Source organism: Vibrio sp. Isolate34 (assembly GCF_022397915.1).
GTDB lineage: Bacteria > Pseudomonadota > Gammaproteobacteria > Enterobacterales > Vibrionaceae > Vibrio.
This window is the reverse complement of record NZ_JAKEUO010000007.1, coordinates 218,573-231,149: the sequence shown is the minus strand read 5'-3', so window position 1 is coordinate 231,149 and position 12,577 is coordinate 218,573. Positions and strand designations below refer to the sequence as shown.

The window sequence follows — 12,577 nt, the reverse complement described above, 5'->3', positions numbered from 1 at the left end:
GGAGGTATGGTGGGCACAAGTGCAAGAGAGTGGAATTAAGCCATTGAAAGAGTTCGCACGAAAACTGAGGCCTTATCTTCACGGCATTATTGCATCGGCAAGTTACCCGTTAAACACCTGCACACTAGAAGGGATAAACAACAAGATAAAGCTAATCAAGCGAATGGGGTATGGATATCGAGATACAGATTACTTCTTCTTGAAGATAAAAGCGGCTTTCCCCGGAAAGCCGCGATGAACCAAAAAAAACAGTAGCCAATATAGTGCCTAGGCAATCGGTTTGAGAAATATCAATAATTGGAATGGAATAACTGATATTCCTGATTAGCTAGCCTGCTAGAGAAACAGAGCGCGATATACTTGGTAAGCCCATTTGACTGCCAGTACCATAAACTAAGTAGAGAACCTCTTTATGCCAACAGCCCAACAGATTCATGAATTTCTCAATAAACTACATAGTGATAGCTCGGTAGCTGGAAAACAGTCTGTGTATCAATTGCTTTATGATTACGATTTTATCCTAAAGGACTTTGACTGGACACTATATCCAGATCAAAGCACACAGCAGAAAGCGGGCGGGAAAGTGCTTAAGTGTTTTGATTCATTGTCCGAGCCAGAAATGAACGAACTGCTGAAAGTGTGTAACGACAATGACTATTTCAAAATACTGACAGCGGCGGTTCGGGGTGCTCGGTTTTGTGATGGGTATTGGGAAGAGTTTGTTGCTTCAGGTGCGCTTCGCATTTGTCTTAACGCTATAGCGAAAAGCGTTGGTTACACACCGCTGCTGGTTATGTTACCTGAAGAAGTACAGTGTCAGCAGTATCTATTGAAACAGCAAGAAGAATCGAAACTGCGCCGAGAGCAAATAAAGAAGAGAAAGGACGAACAACGAATACAGGAAAGCAATGACGACCAGGATTTTCTATTTTAATAAAGCTATCCGAGCTTTTGAAATGAAGATCCGTAAAACAGAGTTATTTCCAGGGTAATAATGTGCCAAGAAGTCATTATAGTGTATTGGACATTATTTTTCCCCAAGTGAAAATGAACCCCGCAACAAAAGCTTATAAAAGAGACACAATGATGAACACGATTAAATCTATTTGGAATGATTCAACGATCACTCGTACTACCTACAACCTTTTTACATTGCTTTGCTTGTTGTTAATTGCGGTAGCATCGTTTTCATTACTTTTTGTTAATGAAGCTATCTGGCTTATATGGCTTCCTGTTGGAGTTGCTGTAGCGCTCCTTAGCATTATGGCTATGTGGAAGCGATCGAGAGATATCACTGAGAATACGGGGATGGGAGTGGTTATTTTCGCAATTGTCATTATCCTCAATAGCTATAGTGGGGTAATTGGCTATCTGATTTTAATGTGTGTTCCGTCTCACTCAAAGACACTAGTTGGTAGCTCTTAACTATAGAGTGATAGATGCGTCCTGCTTCTGTATCAGCTTAAGAAACAGAGTAGCGAAATTTGTAACTCATTAAGTCGCGTGAATACTGAATTAACAGAGAAACTTAAATATGCCTAACGTTGAAATTGATAAAAACGAACTTCATGCTAGAAACGAAATGTGGCAAGCATTTTTGACTGCTTGGCCTTATGAACGGGTTATGGCTATGACCCTCGAAGAATACAGTAATCCGGGTAGTAAAGACTCTTTTAGTTACTGGATTGAGTTCGGTACAACCAATTTAGGCTCAATTAAAGGGGGAGACTCAAGTAAGTTTGGGATCTATCGCCGAAAAAGTGCTCCTAAGGGCGAGCGTCCTCATATAGTCCACGGTGAAGCCTATAGTTGGAAAAGGAACTTAGGTGAAACGGAGCAATTAGCTTTCCAAGAAATAAAATCTCAACTTATACATGTCATTGATGCAGTGAAACGTGGTGATCTGGATGTTATTCAAGATTCGCCCTTACCAAACACGATAAAGTGGAAAACGGCTTTTTTGTATCAAGACCAAAGTTCTCCTAAGGTACTCGCCATTTTTAAAGAAGCGGTTTTTCAGCGCGCTTGTAAGAGCTCTGATATCACCATTGCTCAAGCGAATAATGAATTGTTGGCATGTAAGCCAGAAGGTGTAGATGCTGCGAGTTATACATATCACGTATGGAATTTAAACCAACCGCCAGAAGATGAAATAATTGAACAGCTAAAAGAACACTTAACGCTGGATATTCTTAATGGAATGAACAATGACAAGCTAGAGCTGCTCCACACGTTGACGGAACTTGCTAACGAATCATCACTCGATATCTATCCGACTACAAAGACCGATCAACTTAAAATTGGTCGTCAAGGTAAGCCTGTTGAAGGCAAAGCGTCTGCCACTTTTGCTATTCTCAACTTTTCAAAGCGAAACATTGAAGTAGCGATTGGTGAGCGCAGAGAAAATCTAACGCTGGCGTTGATCGATGAGTTAGAGAAAACTCTGCCAGAGTTCGTGGAAGCCAACCCTGTAGAAAGAGCAGGGCATTGGCCATGTGATTATTTGTTAACAGAGGAGCATGTGTTGACAGAGAAGCGCACGTCGACATTAAAAAGTGAAGAGTTAGATAGAGCGGCAAATCTATCAAACGAGCTCATCGTTCCTATGAATCAAATTCTTTATGGCCCACCAGGCACCGGTAAAACTTACCATCTACAGCAGATTGAAAAACAGTACATAAGTCAGGACTTACATTCTGAATTGTTGAACAAACGTTACAGCATGACAACGTTCCACCAGAGTTATGGTTATGAAGAGTTTATTGAGGGCTTAAAGGCTGAAACAGATGAAAACGGTAACATTAGCTATTCTGTGGTGCCGGGTATATTCCTTAAACTATGTCAACGAGCGAAAGCGGATCCAAACCATCGCTATGCTATTTTTGTCGATGAAATTAACCGCGGTAACATTTCAAAAATCTTCGGGGAGCTCATCTCATTAATCGAGCTCGATAAGCGCGCAGGTTGTTCAAATGAAATGTCTATCAAGCTGACTTATAGTGGTAAAGAATTTAGCGTACCTGCCAACGTTGACATTATCGGCACCATGAATACGGCAGACCGTTCGTTAGCAATGATGGACACAGCGTTGCGCCGCCGTTTTGATTTTGTCGAAATGATGCCTAACCCCGGTCTGCTCCAAGGGTGTGTTGTAAAAGGAATCAATATCGAGCGACTTTTGATCGTTCTAAATCAACGTATTGAGATACTCTATGACCGTGAGCATATGCTGGGCCACGCCTTTTTTATGCCGGTAAAACACGCTTTAGAGAATCAAAGCGAAGATCAGGCGTTTGAGGAGCTGGTTTCAGTCTTTCAAAATAAAATCATCCCGCTACTGGAGGAGTATTTCTTTGAAGACTGGGAAAAAGTCCGTTTGGTATTGGCTGATAACCAAAAGCAGTCTCAACCCGATTTACAGTTTGTAAAGAAAGCTGAACTGAAAAACGCCGATTTGAACGTCTTATTTGGTAAGAACCACGAGCTTGATCAATACGGGCAAACTCAGGTGCGTTATTCATTGGCCAAGCCTGAAGACACAATGTGGCACAAGGTTAATACCTATGTCGCAGTGTATGACGATGTGAGCGTGTTCGGTACAACGGCTGGCTCACACGGCACCGACTCTAATGAACCAGCCCCTAATAATACAGAGCCAAAAATGGGTGAAATGGATGCTTACGACTTAGGTAAGTCATAAATCATGCATACCACTGTTTTTGAATATGGCTGTTTGTGTGCAAATCATGAAGGGGAAGTGTATGGCTTTACCCTTATCTCACCAGAGAGTTTTGAGTATTTAGAACAACTGTGCCTTGGTCCTGCTAACCGAGAAACCGCTCAGCTTCTTCAACTTCGTGTTCGGCATGGAATAAAGGTACTTCAGGTTAAAAATTATGTGGGTGTTTTGTGCACCCCAGCGGGTGAACACATTGAGATCCTACCTAAAGTAGGAAAGAAATCAGAGTGTACTGAGAAGGGGATCAATCAGTCACGAGACATACTGTTGATGATGTTAAAACGGTTAGGGGAATTTCGATGCCTCTCGTCGTCAAACTCGAGTGTGATGTCTCGTGAAATGCCTCTGCTTGAAGTGTTTATTCGCCAATTTCTCGACAGTGTTAATCATCTAGCCAAGCGCGGTTTAAGAAGTGATTACTCCTCGGTTCAGGATAATTTGCCGTTTCAAAAAGGTAAGCTATTCGTCTCAAAGCAGCTTCGTCATAATTTGGTGAATAAGCATAAGTTCTTTGTTGAATTTGATGAGTTTTTGCAAGACAGACCCGCGAATCGCTTGATTCGCTCTGCGTTGAACAAACTAACGTCTATTGCGCGAACCGCTGGGAATCAACGTTTACTCTGTGAGCTTCAGTTTGCTTTTGCTGATATTCCTTTAAGTGTCGACATTAAACAAGATTTTATGCGCCTAAAAATGGACAGGGGGATGAGCGATTATCAAACCCCTTTAGCCTGGTCTAGGATCATACTAGAAGGTATGTCGCCATTAAGTATGAAGGGAGAGGCCCAAGCTCTATCGTTGCTGTTTCCGATGGAGACGGTGTTTGAAAGTTATGTTGCTTCGGTACTGAGCAGCGCACTGCCTGAAGGCGCGGAACTATCAACGCAAGCAAGATCTGAGTATTTAGTTTCTCACAATCGCCACGATCAGTTCATGCTAAAGCCAGACCTGATTGTGACTAAGCCGGACAAAGTTCAAATCGTGCTCGACACCAAGTGGAAGCTGATTGACGTTGATGCCCATAACTACGGTCTATCTCAGTCTGATTTATACCAAATGTTTGCCTATGGCCATAAATATTTGCCAAAAATAGGCGGAGATCTAGTATTGATTTACCCGGCTCATGATGAATTTGAAAAACCGATTGAGCATAGCTTAGATTTTAGCGACTCGTTAAAACTGTGGGTTGTGCCGTTTAAGCTTGAAGTGAATGGAACATGCCGAATAGTTTGGCCCGATTCATTTCAGCCCCTTTAGTCACGGCTTTCAACGTGACTTTCAACATTGTTTCTACATTAATTTTTGATGGCTTGATGGCGTTTCTCAAGCTTATGAACTCAATATTCAGGCAAGGCTTGGTTATTCTTTGGGTAAATTTGGTCCCATCACATAGTTTCTTTAAGGGTGCATAATGAGTAATAAAAAGAGAGCCAACAAAGCCATTCTCAAGCGTTATGAAGAGACTATTGATTCAATTCGTCAGCTTCATGTACAGCTATTCCCTGAAGAGTATGACGTTAACTACGACAGTAATGTAGAAATTAGGCAACGCAATAAAGGTATCAACCCGATGAGTGAGGATTACCAAAAGGAAGTGAATCTTCGCCGTAAGTCTATGGGCGTAGAGCCGTACATGGGTTGTGTGGGTGTGGGTGAAGTTGAAGGCCTAATTTCAAGTCAGCAGTATTGTCGAAACAAGCTTCAAAAATCAGTAGATAACTAAAAAGAGAAGAGATATATGTCATTTCGTTTTTTTCGCTCGTTTGGTGGCAGATGGCTGCGCTTCAACATTTCTAAACGAGGCGTGTCGTGTACCTTAGGTAAAAAAGGGTTAGCAACGGCAACCTTGAATAGCAGAGGTCAAATTACAAAGAACATTAATACCCCTGTACAAGGGCTTAGTTATCGAAAAACGACGTCACTCTCGAATAGAAAGAAGTCTAATTCAAACAAAGTATTAACCGAAGCGCAATCGGCTAAACGTAATTCTCGTCCGTTCGGCACACATAAATACAACCGGCGAGAGTTAGAAGCTTTGCATCTACAAGCAATCCAGAGAATTGCCAAATTAGAAGCTCAATTGGAAGCTAACGAGCACTCGCCTTCATAACCTTTACTTGCATCTATTACGAACCGTCCCTCGAATACTCTATTTGGAATCACCAAACATGGCATTAATTGAACCGAAACACATTGACCTAGTATTTACAGATCTAAAGCTGTATGGATTGCGTGGCAATTCGGCCCTATGGCGACTATTAAAGGATGAGTTAAGTAAGGCACAGAGAAACCTAACGAGCAATGAACTTATAAGTTGGGTACATAACTTTACTAAAAAACAGATCGTTACCTCGATCAAGGCTGAGTTAGAACAAGGCCAAGTAAACTCGCTTAATGAATGCCTACTGGGAGCCTGTGGAGACTTTGCCAAACTCAAGGTTTTACGTGATTTGGCTCAAGAAGATGACAGCAGCGCTGAAAATGAACCCAAGGACTTTACTTGGTTAGACGAGTTTATCGACATCCTTCTAACCAATGGTGATGTGGAACATGATATTTATGTAGAGGCCTTTAATCATGGTGGCATGTCCGGGGGCGGTTTCAATTTAGAGTGTTGGAAATTAAGTATGTTGCCAACGATTAAAGATCGCTGTCACCAAATAGAAGAAGGCTTGGACTTTCGCCAGCAGAATGACATAGAGGAATTGTTGTTCATTGGGGATGTCCACGGGCAAGTCAATAAACTCGATGAATTGCTCTCTCATTACGGTTGGGATGATGAGTCCGCGAAGTTGGTGTTTGTAGGTGATCTCATTGATAACTCGTTAGAGAGCGATGTTGATCATCGTTCACTGCTCAATAAAGTAAAACACTGGGTGGATGAAAAGAAGGCGTTTTGTCTTCTTGGTAATCATGAGTTCAATGCGATTGGGTGGGCTTTACAAAAGGGCGATGGCAGCTATTGTCGTGACCGCACTAAGACCGGCAACATTAAACAGCATCAATTGTTTGTTAAACAAGTCGGTGAAGACAGTGCTGAACATGAAAAATGGATTGAGTGGTTTAAAACGTTACCGTTGTACTTAAATTTTGGTGACATGACGGCTATTCACGCTTGCTGGCATAATGAGTCTATTCAGCAGTTGCGGCCTTATCTAAACGGTGATAATTCGTTAAAAGAAGAGCATTGGTATGATGCGTTCAATAGTGAACATGAATTATACCAACTTATTGAAATCTTGTTAAAAGGGCCTGAAGTGACGCTACCCAAAGGAAGCGTATTTTTAGATAAGAATGGCATTGAACGTAGCCAGATTCGTGTGGCTTGGTGGAAAAATGCCTACTCAGTGGACAATTGTCAAGATCTAGCCGTGGTATCTAAAGAACAGAGAGAACGCATACCAGCAGTTCAGCTAGCAAAGGGTTCAATGAAGTATAATCAGGCCCCATTAGTACCTGTTGTTATCGGTCATTACACATTAGAGCCAACACAGTTTCCTCAGACCTTAAGTGACAAAGTCATTTGTGTAGATTTCAATGCCGCTAAGAACGGATACCCATTGGTTGCCCTTCCTACGTGGAGTGACTTCTCTGAAAATATTCAAGAAAATACAGACTTCTGTTTTGTTGGTGAGCCAGCACCAAGCCGCATAGTCAGCAGAGGAGTCATGAGCATGCTTGATGGCATGGTAAAAGGTTGTCCCAAGATGATCCAAAACGATGAATTTGAAACGTATGTTTCTAAGACATTGTTGGAAGAGTGGGATCCAATTGGCGTTCATGACCCCGATTACTTCGATGAAGACTTGTCTGATGAATACAGCAGTTATGAAGAGATTGTCTCTCGACTCGCCCAGGCAGGTGATATTGAGTTATTGGCGGCATACCTAAAACTGACGGAACAACATGTCATTGGTATTGAAAGACAAAATGCGGAATATCAGTGTTCAAAGGTTGCTTATGAGCTGGTTAATAAATGGTTTGCGATCCAAGAAAGACTGAGGGTTGGTTGTTTTAGTTAAGTTAAATAAGGTGCAGTGGTTAGGCTATGGTGACTGATTTTATGTTAGTTAACGTGCTTTTCGAGAGGTACTTCGAACTCGATAATAAACCGACTCATAGCCTGACGCCAGTTTTGAATGGGGATCGTCAATTTCTTGCTGGCGGCTTTTGCTAGAGGCACTTTTCAAGCGTAATTCTATCCCATAGAGTTTTTGGATTTTAGCAAGTACTTTATCTGCTTTACCCTTACCTTGAAGCTTCATAGCATCCATGAATTTACGACGAGTATGAGCGAAGCAACTGACATTGGTGACTTGATGAAGCTCATCATAGGCGCCAATGCCACTTCAGCCGAGTCTGCGCCCGAACAGTATAGCCATATGTAACACTATTTATCTTCCTTGAGTACATTGATTGGTCTTTCATCCGCCTTGACCGCCACTTGTTGAAGCCAAAAAGGAGTCTATCAAGTTCGAATACACCTCATCTCCTTTTAGTTGGATAGTTATCTTATTACTCTTGCTGGTCAATTAGAATGGGGGTATGGCGCTTACCATCTAGCACTGATAAATGATTATTTTCTACTAAAAATCAAAGTTCAGACTAAAATCGAAGTAGCTTTTTTCTTTTGGGGCTTCATCGCTAAAGTAATAGTTGTACGAAATAGTAGGCTTAATACCGAGTATGTTTAATGTGATTCCTGGAGATATATATTGTTCAGGTTCATCGTTATGGTACCTTTCAAAATAATGGCTTACTTACTAAATCAGTATTATTCGCAACATTTGCTCCAATGTCGGCAATGGCAAGTGGTATTTTCCTGCAAGAGGCCGTTGTAGCGAACGCTGGTACAGTTGGAGCAGGTGACGGTGTCTATATTCAATCTGCTGCCGCCCAATGGCGAAACCTTGCGACGATGTCGCATATGGGTGAGCAGCTAACAACGGTTAATGTTTCTGTATTTGATTTGGAAATGAAATATAAACCTGAAGGATTAGGTTCAACAACCCCAGTTTTAGGAGGCAAGGCTAGTACGGTATCACCGACCCTTGGTATATTTCATTCTCAACAAATAAATGAAAAGATACATTTAGGTTTAGGAGTTGGAGTGGCTGATGGTTCTGCGCTTGACTATGGCACACAGTGGGCAGGAACTGTGCTTCTCAATGACATTGACCTTGCAGTGGCGCAAATTAACCCAAGTGTTGCTTACACGCTCGATGAGCGTTGGTCATTCGGTGCTGGTTTACAAATGAGTTGGGCAAGCCTTGAGCAGACAATGGGGGGAGGTCAGGTTTCTGTAGAAGAGTCATCTGACTGGGCATTTGGTTATAATTTTGGTGTTATGTTCCGTCATTCTGATGCTCTTGACTTTGGCTTCAGTTATCGTTCAAAAGTACAGCATGAGTTCGATGCAAAGGTTAAAGTTGAAGGAGACCTATTCGGTAAGCCGGATTCTGGGAAAGTTAATGCAGAAATCGATGTACCAGCCATTGTAGACTTTAGCATGCGTTATGGTGCCAATGCCGATCTAAACCTTCTTGCAAGCGTCCAATTCCACCGCTGGTCTGATTGGGACCAAACGACGTTTAATTTTGCAGGTGGCAGGAATATGAGTATTAATCGACAGTGGGATGACGTTTGGCATCTAGCATTGGGTAGTGACTATCGTCTTAATGACGATTGGCGTATAAAAGCCGGTATTTCCTATGAAACCTCTCCGCAAGATGATCCAAATATGCAGTGGGTCGACCTGCCTGTAGGCGAGCAATGGCGTTATTCAGTCGGAGCATCTACCGAGTGGAATGGTTACACGCTCGATATGTTCTACGAGTATGCGGATTTGGGTACGACAGATATTAATATTGCAGATCTGATGATAGGTAAATTTGATGGACGTATTCACTTTATTGGTATGAATGTAACCTTTTAATTTCTTTTCATCTCTCAGCCGCTTTTGGTAGCGGCTGTTCCTTGCCACAGCTCTATCAATCTATCCTAAAGATCGTACAACTCGCTCAATCAATTCACTTAACCATACTAGTTTAGGAGAGTACCGATGCGAAGTCTTCATCACTAATGCTACTTCTATATTAATTTGTAAGTCTGATTCTTGAGGAGCAAGGTGGTGATAGCGAAACGTATAACCAAAGTTCATCATTTGATCCATTAACTGCTGATTATCAATGATTACTGTTGCATCAATATCAGGTCGTACTGCTTGGTAATAATTGGTTTGCTCGTTTAACCCTGGGATAATCATTTTTATATACTCCCCACTCTCGTTACCTTCGAAGTAAGCAGAACCTGTATGAATTCGGCGTTGATAAAGAGTCTGAGGTTTATCTGAGAGGGTATGTAGTCCTACATCTACATCATTTTCAACAATTAAGCTTTCACTGAGTTTATTCCACGCTCTAAGTTCAATGAGAGCGCCTGTTTCTTTACGAATTTCATCAATTAGTAGTTTTCCACATTGAATAAGATAGGGTTCAACCATATGAACAGTGATACGCTCTAGTTTTTCTGGGAAAAATTCACTGGGTTCTAGAGCTTTATTGACTTGTTCGAATGCTATTCTTAATTTTGGTTCGATCGATATAGCATATGATGTAGGGGAAAGCCCTTCTCCACTTCTAGTAAACAGAGGGTCATCTAAGTTCTCACGCAATTGTGCGAGAACTTTTGAAACATATGATTGAGAGCGGCCTAATTTTTGAGCTGCTCTTTGCGTTGAGTGGCATTGCATTAATGTAAGAAACACATTCAAAGCATTGAAGTCGCGCATTATATAAAACTCTAATTGTTCCTTTCTATACTATGTATACTAGCTTACTACCTAAACAAAACATACACTTGAGAGTCATTTATTACTGATGAATACTGTAATTATTTCTTGTTGAGCGCTTTACATAGTAAAGGTGATTGTCTGCAGCTTTAAACAAGCTTTTCTCACAGTTCTCGTTATCACATAATGATGAACCACCGATGCTTACTGTTAATCTATCGCCATCAGGATGTGGTAGGTTCAGTTCTTGTACTTTAGACATTACATTTCGACAGATTTTTTCTAAGCCTAGCTTGCCAGTGTTTGGTAGGATGAAAGCAAACTCTTCTCCGCCATATCGAGTGACTATATCTGCAGGTCTTCTCGCACAAGCTTCCCCTAAGGGGAAGCTCAAGTATTAATAGCGAGAGATGGGAACTTTATTGAGAGTTACAGCGCTTTTTCTAAGCCCGTTAGGAATCGAGAAATGTCTTCTGCGCTGATGTCACGGTGAGTAACAAAGCGCACTGGGTTGCCTGGCGACATAGTAATGCCTTTTTCACCTAACTCTCGTGCGATGCGGTTGATATCAACAGACTCGTCTAACTTAGCGAACACGATGTTCGTTTGAATGAAATCAGGGTTAACCGAGAACCCCTCCAGCTTGCTTAGGCCAATCGCTAGGTTTTTTGCGTTTTCGTGGTCAGCTTTAAGCTGAGTAACGTTCTCAGTCAGCGCCATTTTACCTGCTGCAGCAAGGATGCCTGCTTGGCGCATACCGCCACCGACTATTTTACGTAGTCGACGTGCTTTAGCGATGTACTCTTTACTACCAAGTAGCAGAGAGCCAACTGGAGCACCCAAACCTTTCGATAAACAAATCGTCATCGAATCGAAGTGTTTTGCGATCTCTTTAACGTGAACGTCTAACGCGACTGCCGCATTGTATACGCGTGCGCCGTCTAAGTGCATTTGCAAACCATGTTGGTTTACGAACTCACGAGCTTCCGCTAGGTAAGACATTGGCAGTACTTTGCCATTAATCGTGTTTTCTAGGCTTAGAAGTTTAGTACGAGCGAAGTGGCTGTCGTCCGGTTTAATAGCAGCGGCAAGCTTTTTGAAATCAAGAGTGCCGTCTGGGTTGTTTTCGATTGGTTGAGGTTGAATCGAACCCAGTACCGCAGCGCCGCCGGCTTCGTATTTGTAGTTGTGCGCTTGTTGGCCACAAAGATATTCATCACCACGTTCACAGTGTGCCATTAATCCAAGAAGGTTGGCTTGCGTGCCTGAAGAGGTGAACATAGCGGCTTCAAAGCCTGTTTCGTTGGCTGCCCACTGCTCAAGTTCGTTTACTGTTGGGTCATCACCATATACATCATCACCGACTTCTGCGTTTGCCATTACATCGCGCATTGCTTGTGAGGGTTTAGTTACGGTATCAGAACGAAAGTCCATGTTTCTCTCCTAGAGTGTTATAGGTAGCCGCAGAGTTGGGCTTTACTTAAACAAGCGATAGTTTTTGTATCGGTGATTTGATCGTGTCGTATTTTGTCGTGCAGTTCTTCCAAGCTCAGCTCGATCACTTCTATGACTTCATCCTCGTCACATTCAAAGCGGGTAGTGAGGCTAAGGTCTTTTGCAACGAATAGATGCTGTATCTCATCGCAGAAGCCAGCTAAAGGCGTAACTTGCCCTAAGCTTTGAAAAGAAGTTGCACTGTAACCTGTTTCTTCTTCCAATTCGCGCTGCGCGCATTCAAGGGGTGTCTCATCTATTTCCATGGTGCCCGCAGGTAACTCTAGAAGCCACTTTTTGAGAGAAGGGCGAAATTGGTTAATGAGGATAATCTTTCCAGACGAAGTGATAGGAAGAATAACGGCCGCGCCAGGGTGGTTGATTGTTGTATGTTTTACCACGACGTTCGTAGGGAGCGTCACGTTCTCTTCTATAAGAGAAATACTTTTCCATTGATGGATAACTTTACTCATGCAGTCTGGCCACATTCCTTGCCAATTTGTCGATAACTGAAGACGTGCACCACCATAACGTCTATGGTGTCGAAAATAAAA

General features: G+C 42.2%; 13 protein-coding genes and 1 pseudogene. 9 read left to right on the top strand and 5 right to left on the bottom strand.

Annotation, left to right across the window (positions count from 1 at the left end; genetic code table 11):
• The 8 genes from L1D22_RS10465 to L1D22_RS10430 all read left to right on the top strand — a co-directional run.
• Nucleotides 1-238, top strand: a 238-nt coding sequence (locus tag L1D22_RS10465) for a transposase (protein WP_239829706.1), incomplete at its 5' end; no start/stop codon positions are given.
• A gap of 174 nt (nucleotides 239-412) precedes the next feature.
• On the top strand, nucleotides 413-934 hold the full coding sequence (locus L1D22_RS10460) for a DUF6508 domain-containing protein (RefSeq protein ID WP_239829705.1): 522 nt from the start codon (nucleotides 413-415) through the stop codon (nucleotides 932-934).
• Between the two features lie 149 nt (nucleotides 935-1,083).
• Entirely contained in the window at nucleotides 1,084-1,425 is a 342-nt protein-coding gene (locus tag L1D22_RS10455; RefSeq protein WP_239829704.1) for a hypothetical protein, read from the top strand.
• A 109-nt stretch (nucleotides 1,426-1,534) separates the two neighbouring features.
• Nucleotides 1,535-3,700, top strand: coding sequence for an AAA family ATPase (locus tag L1D22_RS10450; protein WP_239829703.1), 2,166 nt, complete (start codon nucleotides 1,535-1,537; stop codon nucleotides 3,698-3,700).
• A gap of 3 nt (nucleotides 3,701-3,703) precedes the next feature.
• Nucleotides 3,704-4,996, top strand: coding sequence for an McrC family protein (locus L1D22_RS10445; protein WP_239829702.1), 1,293 nt, complete (start codon nucleotides 3,704-3,706; stop codon nucleotides 4,994-4,996).
• A gap of 154 nt (nucleotides 4,997-5,150) precedes the next feature.
• The gene (locus tag L1D22_RS10440) at nucleotides 5,151-5,462 is read left to right on the top strand and encodes a hypothetical protein (RefSeq protein ID WP_239829701.1); all 312 of its coding nucleotides are present in this window, start codon (nucleotides 5,151-5,153) and stop codon (nucleotides 5,460-5,462) included.
• A 15-nt stretch (nucleotides 5,463-5,477) separates the two neighbouring features.
• Nucleotides 5,478-5,849 (top strand): DUF4236 domain-containing protein, encoded by a 372-nt coding sequence (locus L1D22_RS10435; protein WP_239829700.1) that lies wholly within the window; start codon nucleotides 5,478-5,480, stop codon nucleotides 5,847-5,849.
• A 58-nt stretch (nucleotides 5,850-5,907) separates the two neighbouring features.
• Entirely contained in the window at nucleotides 5,908-7,761 is a 1,854-nt protein-coding gene (locus tag L1D22_RS10430) for a metallophosphoesterase (RefSeq protein ID WP_239829699.1), read from the top strand.
• Nucleotides 7,762-7,902: 141 nt separating this feature from the next.
• Here the strand turns inward: L1D22_RS10430 and L1D22_RS10425 are convergent.
• A pseudogene (locus L1D22_RS10425) lies at nucleotides 7,903-8,192 on the bottom strand (transposase); the annotation flags it as partial.
• 342 nt (nucleotides 8,193-8,534) lie between these two features.
• On the opposite strand from L1D22_RS10425, the gene L1D22_RS10420 reads away from it, so the two are divergent.
• Nucleotides 8,535-9,674, top strand: coding sequence for an outer membrane protein transport protein (locus L1D22_RS10420; RefSeq protein WP_239829698.1), 1,140 nt, complete (start codon nucleotides 8,535-8,537; stop codon nucleotides 9,672-9,674).
• A 60-nt stretch (nucleotides 9,675-9,734) separates the two neighbouring features.
• On the opposite strand, the gene L1D22_RS10415 is transcribed toward L1D22_RS10420, so the two are convergent.
• From L1D22_RS10415 to L1D22_RS10400, 4 genes are all read right to left on the bottom strand, one after another.
• Nucleotides 9,735-10,529, bottom strand: a complete 795-nt coding sequence (locus L1D22_RS10415) for a LysR family transcriptional regulator (RefSeq protein ID WP_239829697.1) — start codon at nucleotides 10,527-10,529, stop codon at nucleotides 9,735-9,737.
• Nucleotides 10,530-10,611: 82 nt separating this feature from the next.
• Nucleotides 10,612-10,923: a GGDEF domain-containing protein gene (locus L1D22_RS10410; RefSeq protein ID WP_239829696.1), complete on the bottom strand. Its 312-nt coding sequence runs from the start codon at nucleotides 10,921-10,923 to the stop codon at nucleotides 10,612-10,614.
• 35 nt (nucleotides 10,924-10,958) lie between these two features.
• Nucleotides 10,959-11,963 carry a low-specificity L-threonine aldolase gene (gene ltaE, locus L1D22_RS10405; RefSeq protein WP_239829695.1) on the bottom strand — a complete coding sequence of 335 codons (1,005 nt, stop codon included), beginning with the start codon at nucleotides 11,961-11,963 and terminating at the stop codon, nucleotides 10,959-10,961.
• Nucleotides 11,964-11,980: 17 nt separating this feature from the next.
• On the bottom strand, nucleotides 11,981-12,496 hold the full coding sequence (locus tag L1D22_RS10400) for an NUDIX hydrolase (RefSeq protein ID WP_017632335.1): 516 nt from the start codon (nucleotides 12,494-12,496) through the stop codon (nucleotides 11,981-11,983).
• Nucleotides 12,497-12,577 lie beyond the last annotated feature (81 nt).

Excerpts from the sequence above, each read along its gene's own strand:
- L1D22_RS10440 (WP_239829701.1), top strand. The coding sequence starts at position 5,151 with ATGAGTAATAAAAAGAGAGCCAACAAAGCCATTCTCAAGCGTTATGAA.
- L1D22_RS10450 (WP_239829703.1), top strand. The coding sequence starts at position 1,535 with ATGCCTAACGTTGAAATTGATAAAAACGAACTTCATGCTAGAAACGAA.
- L1D22_RS10445 (WP_239829702.1), top strand. The coding sequence starts at position 3,704 with ATGCATACCACTGTTTTTGAATATGGCTGTTTGTGTGCAAATCATGAA.
- L1D22_RS10435 (WP_239829700.1), top strand. The coding sequence starts at position 5,478 with ATGTCATTTCGTTTTTTTCGCTCGTTTGGTGGCAGATGGCTGCGCTTC.
- L1D22_RS10460 (WP_239829705.1), top strand. The coding sequence starts at position 413 with ATGCCAACAGCCCAACAGATTCATGAATTTCTCAATAAACTACATAGT.
- L1D22_RS10400 (WP_017632335.1), bottom strand. The coding sequence starts at position 12,496 with ATGAGTAAAGTTATCCATCAATGGAAAAGTATTTCTCTTATAGAAGAG.
- L1D22_RS10455 (WP_239829704.1), top strand. The coding sequence starts at position 1,084 with ATGATGAACACGATTAAATCTATTTGGAATGATTCAACGATCACTCGT.
- ltaE (WP_239829695.1), bottom strand. The coding sequence starts at position 11,963 with ATGGACTTTCGTTCTGATACCGTAACTAAACCCTCACAAGCAATGCGC.
- L1D22_RS10430 (WP_239829699.1), top strand. The coding sequence starts at position 5,908 with ATGGCATTAATTGAACCGAAACACATTGACCTAGTATTTACAGATCTA.
- L1D22_RS10415 (WP_239829697.1), bottom strand. The coding sequence starts at position 10,529 with ATGCGCGACTTCAATGCTTTGAATGTGTTTCTTACATTAATGCAATGC.
- L1D22_RS10420 (WP_239829698.1), top strand. The coding sequence starts at position 8,535 with ATGTCGGCAATGGCAAGTGGTATTTTCCTGCAAGAGGCCGTTGTAGCG.